19 protein-coding genes are annotated in these 18013 nt (G+C 60.0%); 8 read left to right on the top strand and 11 right to left on the bottom strand.

Annotation, left to right across the window (positions count from 1 at the left end):
- Window positions 1-93 precede the first annotated feature (93 nt).
- Window positions 94-564, top strand: a complete 471-nt coding sequence (ybaK, locus tag ACF8GB_RS13290; protein ID WP_058605180.1) for a Cys-tRNA(Pro) deacylase — start codon at window positions 94-96, stop codon at window positions 562-564.
- A 74-nt stretch (window positions 565-638) separates the two neighbouring features.
- On the opposite strand, the gene ACF8GB_RS13285 is transcribed toward ybaK, so the two are convergent.
- Both ACF8GB_RS13285 and argF read right to left on the bottom strand, forming a co-directional pair.
- Window positions 639-1748, bottom strand: a complete 1110-nt coding sequence (locus ACF8GB_RS13285; RefSeq protein ID WP_058605179.1) for an ABC transporter ATP-binding protein — start codon at window positions 1746-1748, stop codon at window positions 639-641.
- A complete protein-coding gene (gene argF, locus ACF8GB_RS13280; protein ID WP_058605178.1) occupies window positions 1745-2665 on the bottom strand; it encodes an ornithine carbamoyltransferase in 921 nt (306 codons plus the stop codon). The genes ACF8GB_RS13285 and argF overlap by 4 nt, the downstream gene beginning before the upstream one ends.
- Window positions 2666-3034: 369 nt before the next feature.
- Between argF and ACF8GB_RS13275 the strand changes: the two genes are divergently transcribed.
- Window positions 3035-5143, top strand: a complete 2109-nt coding sequence (locus ACF8GB_RS13275; RefSeq protein ID WP_078478097.1) for a molybdopterin-dependent oxidoreductase — start codon at window positions 3035-3037, stop codon at window positions 5141-5143.
- Between the two features lie 91 nt (window positions 5144-5234).
- The gene (grxD, locus tag ACF8GB_RS13270) at window positions 5235-5570 is read left to right on the top strand and encodes a Grx4 family monothiol glutaredoxin (RefSeq protein WP_023535214.1); all 336 of its coding nucleotides are present in this window, start codon (window positions 5235-5237) and stop codon (window positions 5568-5570) included.
- 53 nt (window positions 5571-5623) lie between these two features.
- Here the strand turns inward: grxD and bfr are convergent, their stop codons facing one another.
- Both bfr and ACF8GB_RS13260 read right to left on the bottom strand, forming a co-directional pair.
- The gene (bfr, locus tag ACF8GB_RS13265; RefSeq protein WP_058605176.1) at window positions 5624-6097 is read right to left on the bottom strand and encodes a bacterioferritin; all 474 of its coding nucleotides are present in this window, start codon (window positions 6095-6097) and stop codon (window positions 5624-5626) included.
- Between the two features lie 198 nt (window positions 6098-6295).
- Window positions 6296-6514: a bacterioferritin-associated ferredoxin gene (locus ACF8GB_RS13260; protein WP_100850995.1), complete on the bottom strand. Its 219-nt coding sequence runs from the start codon at window positions 6512-6514 to the stop codon at window positions 6296-6298.
- 219 nt (window positions 6515-6733) lie between these two features.
- On the opposite strand from ACF8GB_RS13260, the gene ACF8GB_RS13255 reads away from it, so the two are divergent.
- Window positions 6734-7336 (top strand): peroxiredoxin, encoded by a 603-nt coding sequence (locus tag ACF8GB_RS13255; RefSeq protein WP_023535284.1) that lies wholly within the window; start codon window positions 6734-6736, stop codon window positions 7334-7336.
- A gap of 86 nt (window positions 7337-7422) precedes the next feature.
- Here the strand turns inward: ACF8GB_RS13255 and rnt are convergent, their stop codons facing one another.
- Both rnt and pyrC read right to left on the bottom strand, forming a co-directional pair.
- Window positions 7423-8091 (bottom strand): ribonuclease T, encoded by a 669-nt coding sequence (gene rnt / locus ACF8GB_RS13250; RefSeq protein WP_027915348.1) that lies wholly within the window; start codon window positions 8089-8091, stop codon window positions 7423-7425.
- Window positions 8088-9134, bottom strand: coding sequence for a dihydroorotase (gene pyrC, locus ACF8GB_RS13245; RefSeq protein WP_058639703.1), 1047 nt, complete (start codon window positions 9132-9134; stop codon window positions 8088-8090). Before pyrC ends, rnt begins: the two co-directional genes overlap by 4 nt.
- 129 nt (window positions 9135-9263) lie before the next feature.
- Here pyrC and ACF8GB_RS13240 point away from each other — a divergent pair, with 129 nt between their 5' ends.
- Together ACF8GB_RS13240 and ACF8GB_RS13235 are read left to right on the top strand one after the other, a co-directional pair.
- Complete coding sequence (locus tag ACF8GB_RS13240; RefSeq protein ID WP_197843663.1) at window positions 9264-10229, top strand: OmpA family protein; 966 nt, start codon at window positions 9264-9266, stop codon at window positions 10227-10229.
- A 121-nt stretch (window positions 10230-10350) separates the two neighbouring features.
- Window positions 10351-11568: an argininosuccinate synthase gene (locus ACF8GB_RS13235; protein WP_058606061.1), complete on the top strand. Its 1218-nt coding sequence runs from the start codon at window positions 10351-10353 to the stop codon at window positions 11566-11568.
- Window positions 11569-11618: 50 nt separating this feature from the next.
- Here ACF8GB_RS13235 and ACF8GB_RS13230 read toward each other — a convergent pair whose 3' ends face one another.
- Complete coding sequence (locus ACF8GB_RS13230) at window positions 11619-12077, bottom strand: hypothetical protein (RefSeq protein WP_058637950.1); 459 nt, start codon at window positions 12075-12077, stop codon at window positions 11619-11621.
- A 339-nt stretch (window positions 12078-12416) separates the two neighbouring features.
- Here ACF8GB_RS13230 and ACF8GB_RS13225 point away from each other — a divergent pair, with 339 nt between their 5' ends.
- Entirely contained in the window at window positions 12417-13040 is a 624-nt protein-coding gene (locus tag ACF8GB_RS13225; protein ID WP_058637951.1) for a response regulator transcription factor, read from the top strand.
- 96 nt (window positions 13041-13136) lie between these two features.
- Here ACF8GB_RS13225 and ACF8GB_RS13220 read toward each other — a convergent pair whose 3' ends face one another.
- The 3 genes from ACF8GB_RS13220 to metG all read right to left on the bottom strand — a co-directional run bounded on the left by ACF8GB_RS13220 (window position 13137) and on the right by metG (window position 16205).
- Entirely contained in the window at window positions 13137-13313 is a 177-nt protein-coding gene (locus ACF8GB_RS13220) for a PA3496 family putative envelope integrity protein (RefSeq protein WP_178091282.1), read from the bottom strand.
- Between the two features lie 102 nt (window positions 13314-13415).
- Window positions 13416-14054: an endonuclease III gene (gene nth / locus ACF8GB_RS13215; protein WP_058637978.1), complete on the bottom strand. Its 639-nt coding sequence runs from the start codon at window positions 14052-14054 to the stop codon at window positions 13416-13418.
- 108 nt (window positions 14055-14162) lie between these two features.
- The gene (gene metG, locus ACF8GB_RS13210) at window positions 14163-16205 is read right to left on the bottom strand and encodes a methionine--tRNA ligase (protein WP_058637952.1); all 2043 of its coding nucleotides are present in this window, start codon (window positions 16203-16205) and stop codon (window positions 14163-14165) included.
- A gap of 157 nt (window positions 16206-16362) precedes the next feature.
- Between metG and apbC the strand changes: the two genes are divergently transcribed.
- Complete coding sequence (gene apbC / locus ACF8GB_RS13205; protein WP_326383890.1) at window positions 16363-17457, top strand: iron-sulfur cluster carrier protein ApbC; 1095 nt, start codon at window positions 16363-16365, stop codon at window positions 17455-17457.
- Window positions 17458-17673: 216 nt separating this feature from the next.
- Here the strand turns inward: apbC and ACF8GB_RS13200 are convergent, their stop codons facing one another.
- On the bottom strand, window positions 17674-17883 hold the full coding sequence (locus ACF8GB_RS13200) for a cold-shock protein (protein WP_016488765.1): 210 nt from the start codon (window positions 17881-17883) through the stop codon (window positions 17674-17676).
- Between the last annotated feature and the right edge of the window lie 130 nt (window positions 17884-18013).

Here is an 18013-nt window from a genome sequence, read left to right as displayed (position 1 = left end):
GCCCCATCGTAGAGCGGGGCGCACGGGCTTCTTGGCTGGAATGTGGGAATTGACCTAAAGTAGCTGCCGATCTGTCTTACACCGGAACTTCGTATGACGCCCGCTCTGGACCTGCTGAAAAAGCATCACGCGCACTATCACGTTCACAGCTACGAGCATGACCCCAAGACAGCGTCCTATGGACTGGAAGCTGCAGATAAGCTCGGCCTGGACCCGCAGCAGGTATTCAAGACGCTGCTGGCTTGTAGCGAGAAAGGGGAGTTGCTGGTAGCGGTGGTGCCTGTGGTGGGTACCCTTGATCTCAAGGCCTTGGCGCATGCGGCGGGGGTGAAAAAGTGCGAGATGGCCGACCCTGTCAAGGCGCAGCGGGCAACAGGCTATCTGGTAGGTGGGATCAGCCCGCTAGGGCAAAAGAAACGTCTGCGCACCTTCATCGACGAGGCGGCGCAGCGTTTTGCGACTATCCATGTGAGCGCCGGACGACGTGGGCTGGAGGTGGAACTGGCGGCAACGACCCTGGCCGAGCATACCCAGGCCACCTTTGCCAGTATTGGCAGAACGTGATGCCCATTCATCCTTGCTACCTGCTCGGGTTGAGCCGGTAGCGGGCCCGCTCAAGACGTAGCCCGGGCCTGGCGTCAGTTCGGCCCACTGTGGCGACGAACGCCTGTTGCCTGCTGCACCGTCTGGGTTGCAATGCTGCCTGGCACCGGAAACACCACCAAGTGATCGGCTTTTACTGCGATGCCCACCTCTTCTCCTGGCTGACGATCCACATGGCTGGTGAAGATCGCTTCGAGCTGGCTGCCGGTGGGGAGTTGCAGGCGGTACAAGGTCGAGGCGCCGAGAAAACTCTTGCCCACGATCACTGCGCGCAACGGGCTGTCGGGGGCATGCACGATGTCATCCGGACGTAGCAACACATCCACCGAGCTGCCGGCAGCCATGCGATAGGCGCGGTTGCCTCGCAGCTCGCCCAGCTCGGTGCTGACGGCTTCCACACTGGTCATCTGGCCACGGATAAAATAGCCCTGGCCGATGAAACTGGCCACGAAAGGTGTCTGCGGTTCATGGTACAGGTTGTAGGGTGTATCCCACTGCTCAAGCCGGCCTTCCTTGAACACCCCAACCTGATCGCTGACCGCGAAGGCTTCTTCCTGATCATGGGTGACCAGGATGGCGCTGGTACCGCGCTGCTTGAGGATATCCCGCACCTCGTGGCTGAGCCTGCGACGAAGCTCCACGTCAAGGTTGGAAAACGGCTCGTCCAGAAGCAGCAATTGCGGCTCTGGCGCCAACGCCCGTGCCAGTGCCACCCGCTGCTGCTGGCCGCCGGACAGCTCGTGAGGGTAACGGCCACCAAGCCCACCCAGCTTGACCAGGTCCAGCATCTCGTCGATGACCGCCGCCTGGCGCGGGTGCTTGGCGATGCCGAAGGCGATGTTCTGCGCCACCGTCAGATGGGGGAACAGGGCATAGTCCTGAAACACCATGCCGATGCGGCGCTTCTCCGGCGCCAGGGTGAAACCGGCCTTGGAAATGACGTTGCCGGCCAGTTGGATTTCGCCTTCGTGCACCGGCTCGAAACCTGCGATGGCTCGCAAGGTCGTGGTCTTGCCGCAGCCGGACGAGCCCAGCAGGCAGCCAATGTCGCCTGCATTCAGATGCAGGTTCAGGTTCTGGACGATGCGCTGGTCGCCATAGCCGCAGGCAAGGTTGCGCAGGTTGAGCAGTAGAGGTTGACTCATGCGTGGTGGTAAGCCGGTTCGACAAGAAATTCCAGGAGTGCCTTTTGTGCATGCAGACGGTTCTCAGCTTGATCCCAGGCGACCGAACGGGGGTCATCGAGCAGATCATGGCTGATTTCCTCGCCACGGTGGGCGGGCAGACAATGCATGAACAAGACGTCGGGTGCTGCCAGGTCGAGCATGTCGCGGGTGACCTGGTACGGCGCGAAATGCGCCAGGCGACGAGCAGTTTCCTCCTCCTGGCCCATGGAAGTCCAGACGTCGGTGGTCACCAAGTGAGCACCTTTTACCGCTTCACGGGGATCGCGCACGATCTGCACGTGCTCAGCGCCGATGGCCAGGAACCGTGGGTCGGGCTCATATCCCTCGGGGCAGGCGATGCGCAGCTGGAAACCGAATTGCCGGGCCGCTTCGATGTACGAGTTGCACATGTTGAAGCCGTCGCCGATCCACGCGACGGTCTTGCCCTCGATTGCCCCACGGTGCTCGAGGAACGTCTGCATGTCGGCCAGAAGCTGACAGGGGTGCGACTCGTCCGACAGGGCGTTGATCACCGGTACGCGGGACTTGGCGGCAAAGTCAGTCAGGGTGCTGTGGGCGTGGGTCCGTATCATCACCACGTCGAGCATGCTCGACAGGACGATGGCGCTGTCGCCGATCGGCTCGCCCCGGCCCAGTTGGGTATCGCGCGGGGACAGGAAAATGGCCTGGCCGCCAAGCTGAATCATCCCGGCTTCGAACGACACGCGGGTGCGGGTCGACGATTTTTCGAAGATCATGCCCAGCACACGGCTCTTCAGCGGCTCGAACAGCACGCCCCGCTTGCGCAGGTCCTTCAGCTCGATGCCGCGGCGGATCACCCCGAGCAATTCGTCGGTGGTGAAGTCCAGCAGGGAGAGAAAGTGCCTAGCGCTCATGATTGACTACCTTATCTGCAACAGTATGCAGGCCGACCGTGCGGTTTTTTTTGACAACGGCGGTGACCTGCGGCGTAAGCCGCACGGGGCGGACGAATAGGGAAAGGCGCAATACTATAATTAAATGTCGCCTGAAACCAAGGGGTGAAACCGCTTGGCACCCCCGGCGATGTTGCAAGGGGTTTCGCAGGGCACTGTATCGCTGTGTTTTATTTGCTACGGCTGTTTGTACACGGCTTGAGGGCACATTGGCAAACGGGCAGGGCCTGCTGTATGAGTGATAAAGACCAATTCACACCGCGAAGCACGCTGGCTCCTGTACAAGGCTGAGTTCATAGTCGAGCCATCAAGACAATGAGGCATGCGGCCATGACCCGTACCCTGCACCACCGTGCTTGCCACCTGTGTGAAGCCATTTGTGGTTTGAACATCGTGCTGAGCCACTCGCCTGGCGAACCTGCCCGGATCGAGTCCATCAAAGGCGATCCTCAGGACCCCTTCAGCCGCGGCCATGTCTGCCCCAAGGCGGTGGCACTGCAGGATATCCAGAATGATCCTGACCGGCTGCGCCAACCCCACCGGCGCGTGGGCGACCAGTGGCAGGCGATTGGCTGGGAGGAGGCATTTGAGCTGGCCGCCGAGCGCCTTTGGCGCGTGCAGCAGGCCCACGGCAATAATGCGGTTGCCGTGTATCAAGGCAACCCGAGTGTGCACAACTATGGGTTGATGACCCATGGCAACTACTTTTTAGGGCTGTTGAAGACCCGCAATCGCTATTCCGCCACATCTGTGGACCAACTGCCCCAGCACCTGGTCAGCCACCTGATGTATGGCCATGGGCTGCTCCTGCCGATTCCGGACATCGACCACACCGATTTCATGCTGGTGCTAGGCGGCAACCCCTTGGCCTCGAACGGCAGCATCATGACGGTTCCCGATGTGGAAAAACGTCTCAAGGCCTTGCAGGCCAGGGGCGGACGTCTGGTGGTGATCGATCCGCGGCGCACTGAAACTGCGGTCATCGCAGACAACCATTTATTCATTCGGCCGGGCGGCGACGCGGCCTTGTTGTGTGGGCTGCTCAACACCCTGTTCGAGGAGGGCCTGACACGCGGCTCGCATCTGCCGATGACAGGGCTGGCCGATGTCCGCGCCGCCCTGACCCCCATGACGGCCGAGGCCATGAGCGGCCTGTGCGGCATCCCGGCGCAGGCCATTCGCCAGTTGGCGCGTGATTTCGCCGCCGCCGACAAGGCGGTGTGTTACGGGCGTATGGGGGTATCGACCCAAGTGTTCGGCACGCTCTGTCACTGGCTGGTGCAACTGATCAACCTGGTCACCGGTAACCTTGATCGCAAGGGCGGGACACTGTGTACCGAACCTGCGGTGGACGTGGTGGCGAGCACCTCGGGTGGCCACTTCAACGCCTGGCAGAGTCGGGTCTCGGGCCTGCCAGAGTACGCCGGAGAACTGCCGGTGGCGGCGCTTGCCGAGGAGATGCTGACCCCAGGTGAGGGGCAGGTCCGCGCCCTGGTCACGGTCGCGGGCAATCCCGTGCTGTCGACGCCCAACGGGCGGCAATTGGACAGGGCACTGTCGGCGCTCGACTTCATGCTCTGTATCGACCTGTACATCAACGAAACCACGCGCCATGCCGATCTGATCCTGCCATCGACTTCAGCCCTGGAAAACGATCACTACGACACCACCTTCAACCTGCTGGCGGTCCGCAATGTGAGCCGGTTCAACCGAGCGATTCTGCCCAAGCCCGAGGGCGCCCTGCACGACTGGGAAATCTTCGTCGGCCTGGCCAAGGCGTATGCGCGCCGTGCCGGACGTGAACTGCCGCCGACCGTAGCGCCGGCGCAGATGATCGACAAAGCCCTGCGCAGCGGGCGTTATGGACAGGCGACGCCCTGGCAGCTGTCACTCGAAACCCTCGATGCACACCCTCATGGGTTGGACCTGGGCCCCTTGCAGGCCAACCTTGCCCATCGCCTGGGCACGGCGAGCAAAACCGTCGAGGCAGCGCCGCGTGTGCTGCTCGATGACCTGCAGCGCCTGGCCCGGCAGGCGCCGCCAGAAACCGGGCAACTGCTGCTCATAGGGCGGCGTCACGTACGCAGCAACAACTCCTGGATGCACAACTATCACAGGCTGGTCAAAGGGAAACCGCGCCATCACTTGTTGATGCACCCCGATGACCTGCGCCAGCGCCAACTGCAGGATGGCCAGCAGGTCAGGGTCAGCTCGCGAGCAGGGGCGGTGCAGGTGCAGGTACAGGCGTGCGAAAGCATGATGCCAGGGGTGGTAAGCCTGCCCCATGGCTTCGGGCATGGTCGTCACGGTGTGCGCCTTCAGACCGCCCAAGCACAGCCCGGCGTCAGCGCCAACGATCTCACTGACGAGCTGCTGCGCGACTCGGTCTGCGGCAATGCTGCGCTCAATGGCGTTCCAGTGCACGTGGAAGCCGCTTGAGCTTTGGCAAGGCCGAGCATGCAGCTCGGCTTTCCGTTACAATGCGTCACCGTGCCGACGCCCGTGTCGGAAAGTCAAGCCGAGGTGCTACATGGATATCATCGAAACGATCAAAGAGCAGATTGCCAACAACACCATTCTGCTTTACATGAAGGGCTCGCCGAATGCGCCGCAGTGCGGCTTTTCGGCCCGTGCCTCCCAGGCAGTGATGGGTTGCGGCGAGAAGTTCGCCTACGTCGACATCCTGCAGAACCCGGAAATTCGCGCCAACCTCCCCAAATATGCCAACTGGCCAACCTTCCCCCAGCTGTGGGTCGGTGGTGAGCTGGTCGGCGGTAGCGACATCGTGCTGGAAATGTTCGAAAAGGGTGAGCTGCAAACCCTGATCAAGGATGCCGCCGCCAAGGCGAAAGCTGCCGAAGCGTAAGAAATGCGCTCCAAAAAAAACCCGCCATTGGCGGGTTTTTTTGTGTTGGCGTCTTATTCTTCGCCCATCTGCGACTGCAGGTAATTTTCGATACCAATCTTGTCGATCAAGCCCAGCTGGGTTTCCAGCCAGTCGATGTGCTCTTCTTCAGACTCCAGAATATCTTCCAGCACGTCACGCGAACCAAAGTCACCCGCTGTTTCGCAGTGGGCAATGGCCGCCTTCAGGTCGATCAGGCCTTTCTGCTCGATTCGCAGGTCGCACTCGAGCATCTCTTTGGTGTGCTCGCCGATCAGCAGCTTGCCCAGGTCCTGAACATTGGGAATACCTTCGAGAAACAGAATACGCTTGATCAGTTTGTCAGCGTGCTTCATTTCGTCGATCGATTCTTTGTACTCGTGCTTGCCGAGTTTGTTCAGGCCCCAATCTTCGTACATGCGCGCATGCAGGAAATACTGGTTGATTGCGACCAGCTCGTTTCCGAGGATCTTGTTGAGATGCTGGATGACGCTGATGTCGCCTTTCATTGGGGTTCCTGCCCTTTCGAAGTGTGCCAATACAGGGAAGTTTGAGCCTGATGCCCAGGCCTGTCAAACCTAAGTAATTGAATAATAAATGAAAATTAATAGGAATAAGAATGTTTGTGAACCGCGTTGGCGCGCTAACTCGTTGAATTAAGGCGAAAAAAAACCGGACGCATGGTCCGGTTTTCGTCATTCTGGGTATCAGGCAGTGGTGAATTCTACCGGATAGGGCAGGGCGGCCTGGCTGACCTGAAGTTTGGTCAGTGTTTCGCGCACCACTTCCTTGGCCAGGCAGGCGCACTTGCCACACTGGCTGGCGACACCGGTGGCGGCTCGGACTTCCTTGTAGCTGCAGCATCCTTCATAGATCGCATCGCGGATCTGTCCGTCGGTGACGCCGACACAAAGACACACATACATAGGGCTGACCATCGCTGGCGGGTTCGATGGGTTGGAGCTTAATGTGAATGAGAATGCTTGTCAAAGTGGTTTCAGAAGGCATTCGCCCCGAGTGACCAACGGTCGCGCGCTCAGCATTCGGCCTGCCACCGTAACCTGTGTATGATGGTCAACCTTTGTTGCATGTCGGGTCGGCGACTCGGCCCGGCAATGGTTCTTCACTCACATCAGGAGATAACAATGAGCGTACTCGTTGGCAAGAAAGCCCCCGATTTCACCGTACCTGCCGTACTGGGCAGCGGCGAGATCGTCGACAGCTTCAACCTGGCCTCGGCCATCAAGGGCAAGTACGGCCTGGTGTTCTTCTACCCGCTGGACTTCACCTTCGTCTGCCCGTCCGAGCTGATTGCTCTGGACAATCGCATTCCTGACTTCCAGGCGCGCAACGTGGAAGTGATCGGCGTATCGATCGATTCGCACTTCACCCACAACGCATGGCGCAACACCCCCGTCAACAACGGCGGCATCGGCCCGGTCAAGTACACCCTGGCTGCCGACATGACCCACGAAATCTGCAAGGCCTACGACGTAGAGTCCGAAGGCGGCGTGGCCTTCCGTGGCGCCTTCCTGATCGACACCAACGGTGTCGTGCGCTCGCAGATCATCAACGACCTGCCGCTGGGCCGTAACATGGACGAGCTGCTGCGCCTGGTCGACGCCCTGCAGTTCCACGAAGAGCACGGCGAAGTCTGCCCTGCCAACTGGAAAAAAGGCGACAAGGGCATGAACGCATCGCCAGAAGGCGTTGCTGCCTACCTGAGCGAGAACGCCGGCAAGCTGTAAGCCCGCGTCGAGCAAAAAAAACCGGCCTTCATGGCCGGTTTTTTTTGCCAGCCGCACGGGCTGGCTTTAGCGCTGAAACGCGCGGATCAATCCTGTCGCCAGCCGCCCATGTCTTTCCAGCGGTTGACGATACCGCAGAACAGCTCAGCCGTTTTTTCGGTGTCGTAGCGTGCCGAGTGCGCCTCGCGACCATCGAAATCGATGTCAGCGCTCTGGCAGGCGCGAGCCAGCACGGTCTGCCCATAGGCGAGCCCTGCCAGGGTGGCCGTGTCGAAGCTCGAGAACGGGTGGAACGGGTTACGCTTGAGGTCGTTGCGCGCTACCGCCGCGTTAAGGAAACCCAGGTCGAAACTGCTGTTGTGGCCCACCAGGATGGCGCGCTTGCAACCATTGGCCTTGAGCGCCTTGCGGATGCCTCGGAAGATATCCGTCAGGGCCGTTTCCTCGCTCACCGCCATGCGCAGCGGGTGGTCGAGTTTGATGCCGGTGAACTCCAGCGCCGCGGCCTCGATGTTGGCGCCTTCGAAGGGCTCTACCCGGTGAAAATAGGTATGTTCGGGGAACAGAAAACCCTTTTCGTCCATGCCAATGGTGACGGCAGCAATTTCCAGCAAGGCGTCGGTGGCGCTATTGAAACCACCCGTCTCCACATCCACCACCACGGGCAGGTAACCCCGAAAGCGTTCGGCCATCGGGTGACGGTGACCACCGCTGCCAGAGGATTCAAGTTCATCTTCGTACAGGTCTTCGCTCACGCGTGTTCCTCCAGCAGGCGCCAGCGCAGTGTTTCCCCGGCGCGAAGCGGAATCACGGTTTGCTCACCGAAGGGCAGGCTTTCTGGGGCCGTCCATTGATCACGAACCAGGGTGATGGTGTCGGTGTTGGCTGGCAAGCCGTAGAAAGCAGGACCGTGCAGGCTGGCAAAGCCTTCGAGCTTGTCCAGAGCGTTGCGCTGTTCGAACGCCTCTGCATAGAGCTCGATGGCCGCATAGGCGGTGTAGCAGCCAGCGCATCCACACGCCGCTTCCTTGGCGTGGCGGGCGTGGGGAGCCGAGTCGGTGCCGAGGAAGAACTTCGGGTTGCCGCTGGTGGCGGCGTCGAGCAACGCCACCTGATGCGTGTTGCGCTTGAGGATGGGTAGGCAATAGAAATGCGGCCGTATGCCGCCCACCAGCATATGGTTGCGGTTGTACAGCAAGTGCTGCGCGGTGATGGTGGCGCCAACGTTGGCCGAAGCCTCGGTCACGAACTGGGCCGCATCGCTGGTGGTAATGTGCTCGAAGACCACCTTGAGCGAGGGGAAGCGCTCGACCAGGCGGCGCATATGCTCGTCGATGAAGCGCTTTTCACGGTCGAACACGTCGATCTCGCTGCGCGTGACTTCGCCGTGTACCAGCAATGGCATGCCGACTTCAGCCAGCGCCTCGATAGCCGGGAAAATATTGTCGATGCTGGTCACGCCAGAATCGGAATTGGTGGTGGCGCCTGCCGGGTAGAGCTTGGCGGCGTGCACGATACCGCTGGCCTTGGCATCTCGGATGTCTTGTGGGGTGGTGCGGTCGGTGAGATACAGTACCATCAACGGCTCAAACCGACTGCCAGCCGGGCGAGCAGCCAGAATACGGTCACGATAGGCCCCGGCTTCGGCGGCATTGCGCACCGGCGGCACCAGGTTGGGCATGATGATGGCACGGGCGAAGGTGCGCGCCACATCACTAACGGTGTGAGGCAGGACGGCACCATCACGCAGATGGATGTGCCAGTCGTCGGGGCGCAGGAGGGTCAGGCGATCGGACATTGAGGATTCCAGGCGGGTCGAACTCAAGCCGTAATGCTACCGGAAAAGCCCCTCCAGAGCACAGGTATCAAGTTTTCCCGCGGCCGCCCGATAGTGTAAAGGTGAGTGTCGAATTATGTGGAGCCCGCCGTGCGCCAGCGTTACCTAGCCCTGTTTATCGTGTTTGCCAGCGTGCCGGCCGGTGCCTTGACGTTTCAGACACGCATGGAGCGCATTGCCTGGACGGTGGAGGGTGACGCGTTCGAATGCCGGCTGACCCAGCCGATAGACGGTTTCGGAAGCGGTGAGTTCGTACGCCGTGCCGGTGAGCAACCGGTGTTCCGCCTGCGCTCACAAACCAATGCGATGGGTGCCGGCGGTGCCACCTTGCTGGCTGCTGCAGCGCCCTGGCAACCTGGGCGCGGGGACATCAACCTGGGCAATGTGCGCATGGCACGTACCGGCGTGCTGTTCAACTCCTCCCAAGGCCAGGCCAGCCGCTTGATCAACGGCCTGCTCGATGGCCGCAGCGCCGTGGTGCGCAACTTCGCCGGGGAGGGCGGGCGGGCAATGGAAGTGCGCGTGCTGCCGGTCAGTTTCGCCAAGGCCTACAGTGACTACCAGGCCTGCGCCAGCAAGCTGTTGCCGATGAACTACGACCAGGTGCGTCAGACCCAGGTGGGCTTCCCCGGTGGCGGCATCGTGCTGGATCAGGCGGCCAAGGCCCGCCTCGATGTGCTGCTCGAATACATGAAGGCCGACCCCAGCGTCAATCAGGTGGCCTTGGACGGGCATTCCGACAACAGCGGCAATCGGTTGACCAACCGCGACCTGTCCCGCCGGCGGGCACTGGCGGTCGCCGATTACCTCATGGCCCACGGCGTGCCTGAAAGCCAGATAACCGTGCGTTTCCACGGCGAGCGTTATCCGCTGGTCAAGAACAACAGCGCCGGCAATCGCGCCCGTAACCGGCGGGTCAACATCGAACTTGAGCGAGGCCCTGCCCAGGCGCAGCCCACGCAAAAGGCGGTCGAGGCCCCCGCTGCCTCCGCTGCCCCGGCGCAGGCTGCAAGTGCCACCAAGCCGGTCCCGGACAAACCCGCCACTGCCAAGTAGCGGCCGTCGCGCCATCGACAATTCTTGTCGCTTTGTCGTCAGAAGCTGTCGCGCCTCTATAAATTGAGCCTCAACGCCGTTAGAATCGGGCCTTTTCCGTACAACCCCGTGGAGTGATGGCATGGCGGACGTAAAAAAGGTCGTACTGGCGTATTCCGGCGGCCTTGATACTTCGGTGATTCTCAAGTGGCTGCAAGATACCTACAACTGCGAAGTGGTGACGTTCACCGCCGACCTGGGGCAGGGTGAAGAGGTCGAGCCGGCGCGTGCCAAGGCTCAGGCAATGGGCGTCAAAGAAATCTACATCGACGATTTGCGCGAAGAATTCGTGCGCGATTTCGTATTCCCGATGTTCCGCGCCAACACCGTGTATGAGGGCGAGTACCTGCTGGGTACTTCCATTGCCCGTCCGCTGATCGCCAAGCGTCTGATCGAAATCGCCAACGAAACCGGTGCCGACGCCATCTCCCACGGCGCTACCGGCAAAGGCAACGACCAGGTTCGTTTCGAACTGGGCGCCTATGCCCTCAAGCCCGGCGTCAAGGTCATCGCGCCATGGCGTGAATGGGATCTGCTCTCGCGCGAGAAACTGATGGACTACGCCGAGAAGCACGGTATCCCGATCGAGCGTCATGGCAAGAAGAAGTCGCCGTACTCGATGGACGCCAACCTGCTGCACATCTCCTATGAAGGCGGTGTGCTGGAAGATACCTGGACCGAGCATGAAGAAGACATGTGGCGTTGGAGCGTTTCGCCCGAAAACGCCCCAGACCAGGCAACCTACCTTGAGCTGACCTACCGCAACGGCGACATCGTCGCAATTGACGGCGTAGAGAAGAGCCCGGCCACCGTGCTGGCCGATCTGAACCGTATCGGCGGCGCCAACGGCATCGGTCGACTGGACATCGTCGAAAACCGCTACGTGGGCATGAAGTCGCGTGGCTGCTACGAGACCCCTGGCGGCACCATTATGCTCAAGGCGCACCGCGCCATCGAGTCGATCACCCTGGACCGCGAAGTCGCTCACCTCAAAGACGAGCTGATGCCCAAGTACGCCAGCCTGATCTACACCGGTTACTGGTGGAGCCCGGAGCGGGTCATGCTCCAGCAGATGATCGACGCGTCCCAGGTCAATGTGAACGGTGTCGTACGCCTGAAGCTCTACAAGGGCAACGTTACCGTGGTCGGCCGCAAATCCGACGATTCGCTGTTCGATGCCAACATCGCCACCTTCGAAGAAGACGGCGGTGCCTACAACCAGGAAGACGCGGCGGGCTTCATCAAGCTCAATGCGCTGCGTATGCGTATCGCTGCGAACAAGGGCCGCTCGTTGCTCTGATTCAGCACGCCGTTCTGCAAATACCCGGCCTAGTGCCGGGTTTTTTGCCTTTACTCGAGGGGGCTGACTGAAAGCCGGACACATTGTCCTCTTGGCACATTGCAGAACTGCCAGGTGCGAGCCGGCTCTGGCGCTTGGGCGAGCGCTTGCAACACCTCCTTTTCCATTAACTGATTTGCCTCTGGCCCGCTGAACATGAAGGTCACCGGCTCGCCGTGCACGATTGCGCTTGCGGTTGGCAGGGTCGTGGACGTGATCTTCCGCGCGCTCTGCGCACTGTCCACGGATTCGATACGCGATCCAGCAGGCGTATAGAAAGACTTGTAATTGAAGTTCAGCGTCAAGAAGAACAGGGCGGTCAGGAAGAAGGGAAAACCAACCAGGAACCATGTATACAGCGTCTGGCTGGCTTCGCTGAGAAAGGGCAAGGTAGCCAGGGCGGAGGCTTCGATTATGCCCGCAAAGATAGCGACGATTGTCAGCGGAGCAACGGGTTGTGCTTGATTCATGGAGCCTTCTCCTGCGCTTTCGTACATCTATAACCTAGGTCCTTGCTCAGCTAAACCCTGCACTGTTTCCCATGCCGGGCCTGCGCCTGCCAAGCGCTTCAAGCGTCACGACAACGGTGTCAGTGTTTGATGTAAAAGTTGTCGGGAGTTGCCCTCTAAGGGAGTTCTTATCCGCTTTTATTAATTAGCTTGTAACAACTCTTCATCTTGTGTGTAGGAAACTTCCGTAAGTTTAGTAAGCCGTGTCTGTACGTCCGTTTCTAGGCGAAAACGCCGCGCCATGAGTTCTTCTCTCGGTTATCGTGGCCTGCCAATGCAACAGCAATGAATGGATATCGCATGAACAAAGTGCTTATCGTAGATGATCACCCTGTGATACGTCTGGCCGTACGCATGCTGATGGAGCGGCATGGGTACGATGTCGTCGCTGAAACGGACAACGGAGTGGCCGCGCTGCAACTGACACGGCAACATCTTCCCGATATCGTCGTGCTGGACATCGGCATACCCAAGCTCGACGGCCTCGAAGTCATAGCCCGCATGGCCAGTTCAAGCCCATGCAGCAAAGTACTGGTACTGACCTCCCAGGCGCCCGGCAACTTCTCGATGCGGTGCATGCAGGCAGGGGCGGCAGGGTACGTGTGCAAGCAACAGGAACTGACCGAACTGCTCAGCGCGATCAAGGCGGTGTTGTCGGGCTATAGCTACTTCCCCAACCAGGCGCTGCACGCCTCGCGAGGGCGCAGCGGCGGCAGTGAAGCGGAAATGGTCAACCGCCTTTCGGCAAGGGAGATGACAGTGCTTCAGCAATTGGCGCGGGGCCGGTCGAATAAGGAAATCGCCGACAGCATGTACCTGAGCAACAAGACGGTCAGTACTTACAAATCTCGGTTGCTGCTCAAGCTCAACGCGCGGTCATTGGTGGACTTGATCGAACTGGCACAGCGACACGGGTTGAACTGATGGTATGCAGAGCCTCCTGCAGGAGGGCTCTGCACCGAATTCGAGGCCTGAACGGAGAAGGAGCGGGTCTTTCGGAGGCCCGCCAGCCAGCACCTCCTAGAGATCGTAATCGAAATCGGCCAGTTGCCTTTGCAGTCGACGTTCTTCCAGCAGATTGTCGATGGTGCGACGCTTGCTCAGATTGGTTTTCGCCGGTTCTACTTGCGGCTCGACTTCTTCTTCAGCGGTCACAAAATCATCTTCAATCGTGAGGTCGTCTTTATCAGTGCTCATGAGTCGCTCCACGGCAAGGGCCAATGGCCGACCTTATAACCATAAAGTGGGCGCTGGTAAAAAAGATTTTTTCAATCGAAGCGCAATCTTTCTACTATTGCCTCAATCATCACTGGTCTTGTGCTTGAATTCACACAGGTCCTCGATTCGGCAGCTGCCGCACCTGGGCTTGCGGGCCTGACATACATAGCGTCCGTGCAGGATCAACCAATGGTGTGCGTCGAGCAAGTAATCCTTGGGGACGAACTTGAGCAGCTTTTTTTCCACCTCCAGCACCGTCTTGCCCGGAGCAATGCCCGTGCGATTGCTGACGCGGAAGATATGGGTATCCACTGCCATCGCCGGTTGGCGAAATGCCGTATTGAGCACTACGTTGGCTGTCTTGCGGCCAACGCCCGGCAAGGCTTCGAGGGCCTCGCGCGTGTCCGGCACCTGCCCGTCATGCCGCTCAATGAGTAGGCGACAGGCCTCGATGACGTTCTTGGCCTTGCTGTTGTAGAGCCCAATGGTCTTGATGTACTGGCTCAGTCCGTCGACTCCGAGCGCGTAGATAGCCTCAGGGGTGTTGGCAACTGGAAAAAGCCGCGCTGTGGCCTTGTTCACACCTACATCGGTGGATTGCGCGGAAAGGGTCACGGCTACCAACAGCTCGAAGGGTGTGGTGTAAGCCAGCTCGGTTTTGGGTGTCGGGTTGTCTTCGTGCAGTCGACGGAAGATTTCTCGACGTTTGACGGCATTCATGAATTCGTAGCGTTCCTGGAGAACGTGAGCAAGGCAGGCAAGGCGCAGCAGCCCGTGGCTGCGCGCCATCGTCGCAAGGCGGGGCCTGATGCAGGTCCCGCTTGTGGGTCACTTGATGCGCTGACCGGGCTTGGCGCCGCTGTCGGGGCTGAGCAGGTAGATTTCTTCACCGCCAGGGCCGGCGGCCATCACCATTCCCTCGGAAACCCCAAAGCGCATTTTACGTGGCTTGAGGTTGGCGACCATCATGGTCAGCCGGCCTTCGAGCTGAGCGGGGTCAGGGTAGGCTGACTTGATGCCGGAGAAGACGTTGCGGCGCTCATCACCGATGTCCAGGGTCAACTGCAGCAGCTTGTCAGCACCCGGTACGGCCTCGGCCTTGACGATCAGTGCCACGCGCAGGTCGACAGCGGCAAAGGTGTCGAAGTCGACTTCCGCCGACAGCGGGTCCTTGTGCAGCTCGCCATTACCCACAGGTGCCTTGGGCTCCTCGGCGGCCAACAGGTCCTCCTTGCTGGCCGCGATCATGTCTTGCACCTTGGCAGGTTCAATGCGGCTGAGCAGGGCCTTGAACGGGTTGAGTGAGTGATTTTCCAGGCGCGAACGGTGATCGTCCCAGGTCAAGGGGGCCACATTCAGGAAGGCCTCGGCATCGGCCGCAAGCACTGGCAGCACAGGCTTGAGGAAGATCACCAACTGACGGAACAGGTTGATGCCCTGGGCGCAGATGGCTTGCACCTCGTCTTGCCTGCCTTCCTGCTTGGCCAGCGACCAAGGCGCTTTTTCGGCAATCCAGGCATTGGCGCGGTCGGCCAGTGCCATGATCTCACGCATGGCGCGTGCGAAGTCTCGGCCCTCGTAGGCCTCGGCAATGGACGGTGCAGCTGCCAGGAAGGCTTCGGTCAGCTCTGGAGCTGCATCACCGGCCACCATCACGCCGTCGTTGCCTTTATGGATGAACCCGGCACACCGGCTGGCGATGTTGACCACCTTGCCCACCAGGTCGGAGTTGACCTTCTGCACAAAGTCCTCAAGATTCAGGTCCAGGTCATCGACCCCGCGACCGAGTTTGGCGGCATAGTAGTAACGCAGGTATTCGGGTTGCAAATGGTCGAGGTAGGTACGGGCCTTGATAAACGTGCCCCGCGACTTGGACATCTTCGCACCGTTGACGGTGAGGTAGCCGTGCACGTTGACCGCGGTCGGCTTGCGCAAGCCAGCGCCTTCGAGCATGGCGGGCCAGAACAGGGCGTGGAAATTGACGATGTCCTTGCCGATGAAGTGGTAAAGCTCAGCGCTGGAGCCCTGGTTCCAGAAGGCATCGAAGTTCAGGTCCGGGCGACGCGCGCACAGGTTCTTGAAGCTCGCCATGTAGCCGATCGGCGCGTCCAGCCAGACGTAGAAGTACTTGCCAGGCTCGCCAGGGATCTCGAAACCGAAATAAGGCGCGTCCCGGGAGATGTCCCACTCCTGCAGACCGGCATCCAGCCATTCGGCGAGCTTGTTGGCCACGGCGTCCTGCAACGTGCCGCTGCGCGTCCACTGCTGGAGCATGGCCTGGAAGTCGGGCAGCTTGAAGAAGAAGTGCTGGGAGTCGCGCAGCACCGGTGTAGCCCCTGAAATAGCAGACTTGGGGTCTTTCAATTCGGTCGGTGCATAGGTCGCGCCGCATTTTTCGCAGTTGTCGCCATACTGGTCTTCGGCCGCGCACTTCGGGCACGTGCCCTTGATGAAGCGGTCTGCCAGGAACATGCCCTTTTCAGGGTCGAAGTATTGGGTCACCGAGCGAGTGGAGATATGCCCCGCCTCGCGCAGCCGGGTATAGATCATGCCCGACAGCTCGCGGTTTTCTTCGCTGTGGGTGGAGTGGAAATTATCGAAGTCCACCAGGAAATCGGCAAAGTCGGCGCTGTGCTCGGCCTGTACGTTGGCGATCAGTTGCTCTGGCGTGATGCCTTCCTTTTCGGCTCGCAGCATGATGGCCGAGCCGTGCGCATCATCGGCACAGACATAGATGCACTGATTGCCGCGCAGCTTTTGAAAGCGGACCCACATGTCTGTCTGGATGTACTCGAGCATATGGCCAAGATGGATGGATCCATTGGCATAGGGCAGGGCGCTGGTGACGAGAATCTGACGTGGCTCGGACATGGTGGCTCGGCTACTTATCTGGCGACGGGTGAAAATGAGGATGATCGGCCACTATAAAGGGCTGACGAATATATTTCACCCCGCGCACGCATCTGCTGACGATTGACGGGTTAGGATAGGCGCTTGTTTTACATTCAGTTTGCCAATGGGAGTGTCCATGAGTGCCCTCAATCGCGCCGCCATCGAAGGCGTGCTTCGCCAGTACACCGACCCCTATCTCGACCAGGATCCGGTCACTGCCGGTTGCGTGAGTGCCATCGAAATCCAGGATGGGTGTGTCAGCGTACAGATGCAGCTCGGCTATGCCGCAGGCCTGTTCAAGCAGGGCTGGGCGCAGGTGCTGGAAACGGCGATCGGTAACCTTGAGGGTGTGACCCGCGCACAGGTGAGCATCGAGTGCTTGATCGCGGCCCACAAGGGCCAGGCCCAAGTGCCCGGCATGGCCAACGTCAAGAACGTCATCGCCGTGGCATCGGGCAAGGGCGGCGTGGGCAAATCCACCACCGCCGCCAACCTGGCGCTTGCACTGGCCCGTGAGGGTGCGCGCGTAGGCATCCTCGATGCGGATATCTACGGCCCCAGCCAAGGCGTGATGTTCGGCATCGCCGAAGGTACGCGGCCGCAGATTCGTGATCAGAAATGGTTCGTGCCTATCCAGGCCCATGGGGTCGAAGTGATGTCGATGGCATTCCTGACCGATGACAATACCCCGATGGTGTGGCGCGGCCCCATGGTCTCGGGGGCGCTGCTGCAGTTGGTAACCCAGACAGCCTGGAATGATCTCGATTACCTGGTCATCGACATGCCGCCTGGCACCGGCGACATCCAGCTGACGCTGGCGCAAAAAGTGCCGGTGGCAGGTTCGGTCATCGTGACCACGCCCCAGGACCTGGCGCTGCTCGATGCCAGAAAAGGCGTGGAAATGTTCCGCAAGGTCAACATCCCGGTGTTGGGCGTGGTCGAGAACATGGCCGTACACATCTGTTCGAACTGCGGCCACGCTGAGCACCTGTTCGGCGAGGGTGGCGGTGAGAAACTCGCCAGCCAGTACGGCGTCGATCTGCTGGCGTCGTTGCCGCTTTCGATGTTGATCCGCGAGCAGGCCGACAACGGCAAGCCTACGGCCATCGCCGAGCCTGAGAGCCAGATCGCCATGGTGTACCAGGAGCTGGCGCGCAAGGTGGGGGCGCGTATCGTACTGCGTGAGGCGGCAGCGCCAGCGATGCCGAGCATCACCATCAGCGAAGACTAGTCGGCTGTAGTACCGCAGCCTTTCAGATCAAGACCAGAGGGCGGCTCGGTGAGCCGCTCGTGCTGACAGGTCGTGCTCAGAGGAGGCCAGGCGCGTATCTGTTCAACGGGCGATCCTTGACCATGGTCAGCGCGCCCTGGCGCCTGCTGACTGAGTAGCAGGCATAAAAAAACCCGCCGAAGCGGGTTTTTTTGAAAGCTAGAAAGCTAGATCGACTTAGGCGATCTGAACTTCTTCAGCCTGCATGCCTTTCTGGCCGCGGGTAGCGACGAAAGTAACAGCCTGGCCTTCTTTCAGGGTTTTGAAGCCGTCAGCTTGGATGGCTTTGAAGTGCACGAACAGGTCGTCGCCCGACTGAGGGGTGATGAAGCCGTAGCCTTTCTCATCGTTGAACCACTTGACGGTACCGCTTTGACGATTGGACATTTTTCTGTCTCCTTGGACAATTTGATTTCGGTCAGGAAAAACCCTGCCCGGGACTGAGCGCAAAGAGAGCAGAAAATTCAGCGATGGGCCGATCAGGATCGTGCATCAAACTAGAGATTCTCGGTGTCAC

The organism is Pseudomonas sp. xss_4 (assembly GCF_043104125.1).
Taxonomy (GTDB): domain Bacteria; phylum Pseudomonadota; class Gammaproteobacteria; order Pseudomonadales; family Pseudomonadaceae; genus Aquipseudomonas; species Aquipseudomonas parafulva_B.
This window is presented reverse-complemented; position numbering and strand designations above follow the sequence as displayed.

Coding starts and splice junctions, on each gene's coding strand:
- ACF8GB_RS13260 (WP_100850995.1), bottom strand. CDS start 6,514: ATGTATGTGTGTCTTTGTGTCGGCGTCACCGACGGACAGATCCGCGAT.
- ybaK (WP_058605180.1), top strand. CDS start 94: ATGACGCCCGCTCTGGACCTGCTGAAAAAGCATCACGCGCACTATCAC.
- nth (WP_058637978.1), bottom strand. CDS start 14,054: ATGAATGCCGTCAAACGTCGAGAAATCTTCCGTCGACTGCACGAAGAC.
- bfr (WP_058605176.1), bottom strand. CDS start 6,097: ATGAAAGGCGACATCAGCGTCATCCAGCATCTCAACAAGATCCTCGGA.
- ACF8GB_RS13285 (WP_058605179.1), bottom strand. CDS start 1,748: ATGAGTCAACCTCTACTGCTCAACCTGCGCAACCTTGCCTGCGGCTAT.
- ACF8GB_RS13255 (WP_023535284.1), top strand. CDS start 6,734: ATGAGCGTACTCGTTGGCAAGAAAGCCCCCGATTTCACCGTACCTGCC.
- metG (WP_058637952.1), bottom strand. CDS start 16,205: ATGTCCGAGCCACGTCAGATTCTCGTCACCAGCGCCCTGCCCTATGCC.
- ACF8GB_RS13200 (WP_016488765.1), bottom strand. CDS start 17,883: ATGTCCAATCGTCAAAGCGGTACCGTCAAGTGGTTCAACGATGAGAAA.
- apbC (WP_326383890.1), top strand. CDS start 16,363: ATGAGTGCCCTCAATCGCGCCGCCATCGAAGGCGTGCTTCGCCAGTAC.
- pyrC (WP_058639703.1), bottom strand. CDS start 9,134: ATGTCCGATCGCCTGACCCTCCTGCGCCCCGACGACTGGCACATCCAT.
- grxD (WP_023535214.1), top strand. CDS start 5,235: ATGGATATCATCGAAACGATCAAAGAGCAGATTGCCAACAACACCATT.
- ACF8GB_RS13275 (WP_078478097.1), top strand. CDS start 3,035: ATGACCCGTACCCTGCACCACCGTGCTTGCCACCTGTGTGAAGCCATT.
- ACF8GB_RS13230 (WP_058637950.1), bottom strand. CDS start 12,077: ATGAATCAAGCACAACCCGTTGCTCCGCTGACAATCGTCGCTATCTTT.
- ACF8GB_RS13235 (WP_058606061.1), top strand. CDS start 10,351: ATGGCGGACGTAAAAAAGGTCGTACTGGCGTATTCCGGCGGCCTTGAT.
- argF (WP_058605178.1), bottom strand. CDS start 2,665: ATGAGCGCTAGGCACTTTCTCTCCCTGCTGGACTTCACCACCGACGAA.
- ACF8GB_RS13225 (WP_058637951.1), top strand. CDS start 12,417: ATGAACAAAGTGCTTATCGTAGATGATCACCCTGTGATACGTCTGGCC.
- ACF8GB_RS13220 (WP_178091282.1), bottom strand. CDS start 13,313: ATGAGCACTGATAAAGACGACCTCACGATTGAAGATGATTTTGTGACC.